General features: G+C 43.6%; 6 protein-coding genes. 5 read left to right on the plus strand and 1 reads right to left on the minus strand.

The window, feature by feature from the left end:
- Positions 1 to 840, minus strand: an 840-nt coding sequence (locus WBA23_RS19455; protein WP_424583947.1) for a glycosyltransferase family 1 protein, incomplete at its 3' end; no start/stop codon positions are given.
- Positions 841 to 849: 9 nt separating this feature from the next.
- Between WBA23_RS19455 and WBA23_RS19460 the strand changes: the two genes are divergently transcribed.
- The 5 genes from WBA23_RS19460 to WBA23_RS19480 all read left to right on the plus strand — a co-directional run.
- A complete protein-coding gene (locus WBA23_RS19460; RefSeq protein ID WP_424583948.1) occupies positions 850 to 1995 on the plus strand; it encodes a DegT/DnrJ/EryC1/StrS family aminotransferase in 1146 nt (381 codons plus the stop codon).
- On the plus strand, positions 1988 to 2620 hold the full coding sequence (locus WBA23_RS19465; protein ID WP_424583949.1) for an acetyltransferase: 633 nt from the start codon (positions 1988 to 1990) through the stop codon (positions 2618 to 2620). Before WBA23_RS19460 ends, WBA23_RS19465 begins: the two co-directional genes overlap by 8 nt.
- Positions 2621 to 2741: 121 nt before the next feature.
- Positions 2742 to 4016, plus strand: coding sequence for a hypothetical protein (locus WBA23_RS19470; protein ID WP_424583950.1), 1275 nt, complete (start codon positions 2742 to 2744; stop codon positions 4014 to 4016).
- A gap of 98 nt (positions 4017 to 4114) precedes the next feature.
- Positions 4115 to 5452 (plus strand): sugar porter family MFS transporter, encoded by a 1338-nt coding sequence (locus tag WBA23_RS19475; RefSeq protein ID WP_424583951.1) that lies wholly within the window; start codon positions 4115 to 4117, stop codon positions 5450 to 5452.
- A gap of 117 nt (positions 5453 to 5569) precedes the next feature.
- Positions 5570 to 6056 (plus strand): ROK family protein (locus WBA23_RS19480; RefSeq protein ID WP_424583952.1); only part of this gene is annotated, 487 nt, incomplete at its 3' end.

A 6056-nucleotide genomic window follows, 5' to 3' on the forward strand; every position in this document is an offset into this window, starting at 1 on the left:
AAAACCACACTTACCCCGGGCCCAAGGATCATCAGGAAGAGGCATTACCCCAATATTTATTTTAGTTAGGTCTTCAACTTCTGTTGATTGATCCCATTTAATAAAATCTAAATTGGGTATGTCTAACTCAGGAGGTCGGTCGGCAATAACGATAAATTGAAATGCATAATTCTGATCTAATCGCTTTAGTACGCTAACAATCGTTGTCAAATACTTGAGGGTAGAGTGTGAACCAGTCCACCCAATTGTGACTGATGGTGAGTGTTGGTTTACCAGTTGATTGTGATAGTGTTTGGTGTCAATAGTTGTGGGATTAACTATTGTCTGCTCATTGTGCTGCCGAGCGAAATTAGCCAAGTAAGTATTTCCGGCACTCACCCGATAACTCCATCGGCAGACATTGGCAACTTTACTTCTCCATTTGAGCCAAGAAAGCCATCGATTTACTCCTGATTTATCTTCTATCCAGATGGCGTCATCGAAGTCAATAATAATTGGTTTTTTAAGAAGTTTAGCCGTAATCCACTCAACCCAGGGCGGACCTAGCGGGGTAGCTTCCCGATGAATCAGCACCGCATCGGCCCGACGTATTAGCCAAAGGTGCTTTATTCTCCGTAAGTACCCTAAAGCAATTCCAAACAGTTTCTGTAGAGTATGGCCGGTTTGATATAGTACTTGGTTAGTTTCAGCGTCCAGAAAGGAATAAATCTGATAATCATATCCGTAATTATCAAGCTGAGACAAATACTGCTCGTAGCGAAAGCGCTGACTAGGTGCACCGCCGGTTGGATAGGGGCAGAGAATTATTAATTTCTTTTTACTATTTTTATCGCTACTCAACGCTTCTCAATGGTTAATCGGTTTATCCAAGAAGTACGCCAACACTACCGAAGACCTTCGGAGTCAATTTACTTGATTGAAACTGCAATGTTCGGTAATGAACGTCAGTTTATCAATAATTGTCTGAATTCTCGTAAAGTATCAACGATTGGCGAAGAAGTTGAGCAATTTGAGAGAGCCGTAGCCAGTAGGCTAGGAGTAAAATATGCACTAGCAACGTCGAGCGGTACGGCAGCCTTACATCTAGGGTTAATGGCGTTAGGAGTGAGATCTCAGGAGTGGGTGCTCACATCGCCTTTTACATTTATTGCAACGTCTAACGCCATTCTTCAAGCAGGTAGTCAGCCACTGTTCATTGATATTGATCGTACTACCCTAGGACTTTGCCCAGCAGCACTTGAAGAATTTTTAACCAAGGAAACGGAAGTAGACTCGTCAGGAAACTGTTATCACCGAGCTAGTAGGCGACGGATTGCAGCCTGTCTGCCTATCCATGTGTTTGGTCATCCGGCTAATTTGCCCGCTATTGTTCAATTATGCCAACAGTATAATATTCCAGTATTAGAAGATGCAGCGGAAGGCCTGGGTAGCTCAATAAGTGGACAATCGGTCGGTACATTTGGTAGTGCGGGAGTACTTAGCTTCAACGGAAATAAAATTATCACGAGTGGGGGAGGGGGAATGCTGCTGACCAATGACGAAACAATTTACCAAAAGGCATTCCGACGGGCTAACCAATTAAAAAGCTCAATGAATAACGAAGTGAAAGAGGTGAGTTACAACTACCGAATGCCTGCCTTAAACGCGGCACTTGGCTTAGCCCAATGGCAGCATCTGGATCAATGTGTACAACAAAAACGCAAGCTCTATAATTGGTACGCTGACCTATTTGGTGAATTTAAGGTGCAAGTCATGCAAGAACCACCCCAATCGTACTCCAATTACTGGCTGCAAGCAATAGTTTTTCCAGATCAACAGCAAAGCGATATATTCGTTAGAAAAACGAACGAAGCGGGTATTGAAACCCGAGCGGCTTGGAAATCATTACATCGGTATCCTCTGTTCAATCATCGTTTTCACTGTTCTCTTCCCCATGCCGAATGGGCCGAATCTTGTCTAGCAAATATTCCTTCAACCATAGTGCCTAATGCGTGACTTAATTCTAGTTGGTGGGGGTGGTCACGCTCGTTCAGTAATTGATATGATAGAATCTGGTCATGATTTTCGTATTGTGGGTATTGCTGATCGTCAAGAAAAGTTGGGTGAGCGGGTGCTGAATTACAGCATAACTGCCACTGATGAAAATCTAGCTTCTTTGGTAAGTGACGACTGCTACTTTCTAATAACGGTAGGTCAAATAGAGACTACGGAAATACGAGTTCGCCTTGATCAAGAGTTAACTCAGGCTAATGCCAAATTAGCTAGCGTTGTTTCGCCTTTAGCCCGAGTGTCTAACAATGCATCGGTAGCTGAGGGCACGGTAGTGATGCACTTTGCTTTGGTAAACGCTGGAGCTCAAGTGGGGCGTCACGTAATCATAAATACACAAGCGGTAGTGGAACATGATGTAGTTGTAGGCAACTTTTGTCATATTTCTACCGGAGCCATTCTCAACGGAGGGGCAAAGGTAGGAAATCAGGTGTTTGTTGGTAGTCACGCTACAGTGAGGCAGGGCACCAACATTGCAAGTAATGTAGTAATTGGAGCGCATTCCTACGTACACCAGGATATTTCCGAAGCTGGTGTATACGCGGGTATTCCAGCCCGGCGCATACGGTAATGAGGGTAATAAAGCCAAATTTACTGGTTACAAACTATTGGCTAGCATATACTGATTAATGAGAGTTTTTCGTTTAAAGTAATGTATCTATTTTTGCAGATACTATCTAACCTCCTGTAAGATGACTAAAGATGAGCGTATTAAACTAATTAGAACTTATTTTGAGGAAATAACTCGTATTGACGGAAGTGTACCCTGCATCCAGTGGAAACATCCCAGTCAACCTAATCTTTTCCTGTATTCTCGAGAAGACGAATCGCTGGATCAACACGAAGTAATACTAGTTAGTGGCACGGCTGCTAAGTTGGACAAGGCCTTATCGCACTCAGTGAAACACTATTTTCAGAGTGCAGAAGAACTTGAACTACTACTGCGTTCACTTTCTAAGAAAACCGCAGCAAGTAAAAAGGCCCACCCCGTTGAAAAAAAGAAATCTTTTCAGCCTAAATCAAAACCAGCTTTTGCTGCTACCAAAAAAGTAGTAGATATTCCTCAAAGTGCAGGTACTAGTTTTAATAGACCAGCTATGCCTACGCCTACAACAAATCCGGCATCGTACGCTCCAAGTCGTCCGAGTTTTGCCAGTAACCCGCCTCCTGCATCCTTTGCTTCAGCTCCCCCCACAAAGATGGGTGGGCACCAGCTTAAAGGAATTTGGGTAGGTGTTTTGATAGTGCTAGTGCTATTAATTACAGCATTTTTTACGAATCCAGGTATTGAACAACACCGAAGTGCTGTAGAAAAATCAACTCACCAAGAATTATTACAACCATCGCTACTGACTTATTCCGAAAGTACGTCGCCAGAGGAGCTTAATAGCACGTTAGTATCTACTGCTGAGAGTCCATTTCCCTCTCCGGTGCAACGAAAAGATTTTTATGTGTTTTCACTGACAGAACTTCAATTCCCTGATTACGAAAAGATTGTAGGAATAGGACTGTTCGGAACGGTTTTTATTGATGAGCCAGAGAGAAGTTCAACGGCTTCAAGCAATTTCAACGAAGATGGTTCAGCCACTGAGGGTGATCAGGCTAAGCTAAATGAGATGAAGCGGGCCGTAATTGTTGCCGTAATGGATAAGTTTTATGCCGATGCTCAGAACCAGGAGGATTTCACGTACAAATTCGTATTCCATAATCGATCTAACCGCAATATTTCTTCTTTCAATGGGCAGGTAGTTTTTAACGATGCCGAAGGTGAGTTGGTAAAAGTTTTGCCTCTAACTTATGATCGCCCCTTGGGAATTGGTGAGCGGGCGGTTTTTCATATTATAGAAGATTCAGCGAGCTCCGGTGGAGAAAGCGAAGCGCTCATTAGTGCTGATCTCTCAGATCTTTCTATCGAGTGGCAACCTTCTGCACTGCTGTTTAAAGACGGTTCAACCCTAAGTATGTAACTGATATTCTTTCTGCTGAGTTGAATTTTCTGTAAACGGGTTAGGTAAACTACAGTGATATTTGCATTTTGGCGTAAAAATTTCGCTACTCTGCAATTATGAAACACCAAACCTACATCTACACCATTACCTTTATTGCAGCCCTGGGAGGCTTTTTATTTGGATTTGATACCGCCGTTATTTCTGGGGCTAATCCATTTATTCAGAAATATTTTAATCTGGACGAACTCGCGCTGGGGTGGGCCGTATCCAGCGTAATTGTGGGTTGTATTATTGGTGCTTTTTCAGCGGGGTTCGTTAGTGATTTGTTCGGACGGAAAAAGGTGCTATTGGTCACTGCGGTGTTGTTTACCTTTTCGGCAGTAGGTACCGCTTTAGCTACCAACTTTACTTTTTTTGTGTTAGCCCGAATTTTAGGAGGTATTGGCGTTGGAGCTGCGTCAGCGTTATCACCCACCTACATTGCTGAAATTTCACCGGCTGATCGCCGAGGTAGGTTAGTTTCTATCAATCAGCTCACTATTGTCATTGGTATTTTAGTCGTTTACTTTACCAACCTACTGTTTGCTGAAAGCTTTGGTGACGATAGTTGGAGGTATATGCTGGGTAGCGAAGCAATTCCTGCCGTACTATTTTTCGGGTTGTTATTTTTTATTCCTGAAAGCCCCCGCTGGCTATTTAAAAATCATCAGGAGGCCAAGGCGCGAGAAGTGCTACGCAAATTGGAAGGAGACGGTCATATCGCTGAAGAAATGAGTGAGATCGAAGAGTCTTTGAAGGGCGAACAAGAAAAAGTTGCCTTTGCCGATCTGTTCAAAGGGGGCATGGCTAAAATCACAGTAATTGGAATTGTTCTGGCAATGCTGCAACAGCTCGTGGGAATTAATGCTATTATTTATTACGCGCCTACGATTTTTGAGAGTGCGGGGGCTGGCCTAGAATCAGCTTTACGACAAACTGTGGCTATTGGTGGCACCAATCTTCTGTTTACGTTTGTAGCCATCAATTTGGTGGATCGCTGGGGACGTAAGCCACTGCTACTAGCCGGTTCGGTGGGAATGACCTTATCGCTTTCTTTTCTTTCGTTTTCATTTTTGGGTGATGGGGGAGCCGGATACGGCGTGTTGTTCTCTATTTTAGGCTACATCGCTTCTTTCGCCGCCACGCACGCGGCTGTTATGTGGGTGTTAGTATCCGAAATATTCCCGAACAAGTACCGTGGATCTGCTATGTCAGTGGCTCTGTTCATGCACTGGAGTGCTACGTATTTGGTTACCCAAACTTTTCCCTGGATGTTAGCGAATAAAGGAGGGGCATTCTCCTTTGGAATTTTTGCAGTAGTTGCTGCTTTAAGTCTAGTGTTCGTTTGGTTCTTTGTTCCGGAAACCAAAGGAAAATCATTAGAGCAAATTGAGAAAGAATTACAAATCAATTGATTGGAGACCAGAAGCGGGAGAAAGGTAAAGGGTGAAGGGCCGCCGTGGAATGATGACGGGTAAAAAATACTAATAACCAGTAGTAAAGGACAATTTAACCATCGAACCATTAAATAAATGAAACCACTTTGGGGTATTGATTTGGGCGGAACCAAAATTGAGGGCGTAGTACTGAAGAACGCTGACAGTACCGAATCACTTTGTCGGACTCGGGTTCCTACCGAACAGGATCAGGGCTACGAACATATTTTGGATCAGATTAAGAAGTTGATCGATATAATCTCGGAAGAAACCGGGTTGAAACCTGAAAAGGTGGGCTTTGGTACACCAGGCACTTTAGACCCCATTCTACAAACGCTAAAAAACAGTAATACCACCTGCCTTAATGGCAAGCCACTTAAAGAAGATTTAGAAGCTAAACTAGGTATTCCGATTGAGATAGCGAACGATGCTAATTGTTTTGCCTTGGCCGAAGCCCGCTTAGGGGTAGTAAAAGAAAAGATGCCGCATGCCCGGGTGGTATTTGGCGTAATTATGGGAACCGGAGTAGGCGGCGGTATTGTAATTGATGGAAAAATATGGAACGGCCGGCAGGGAATTGCTG

The organism is Tunicatimonas sp. (assembly GCF_049647865.1).
Taxonomy (GTDB): domain Bacteria; phylum Bacteroidota; class Bacteroidia; order Cytophagales; family Cyclobacteriaceae; genus Tunicatimonas.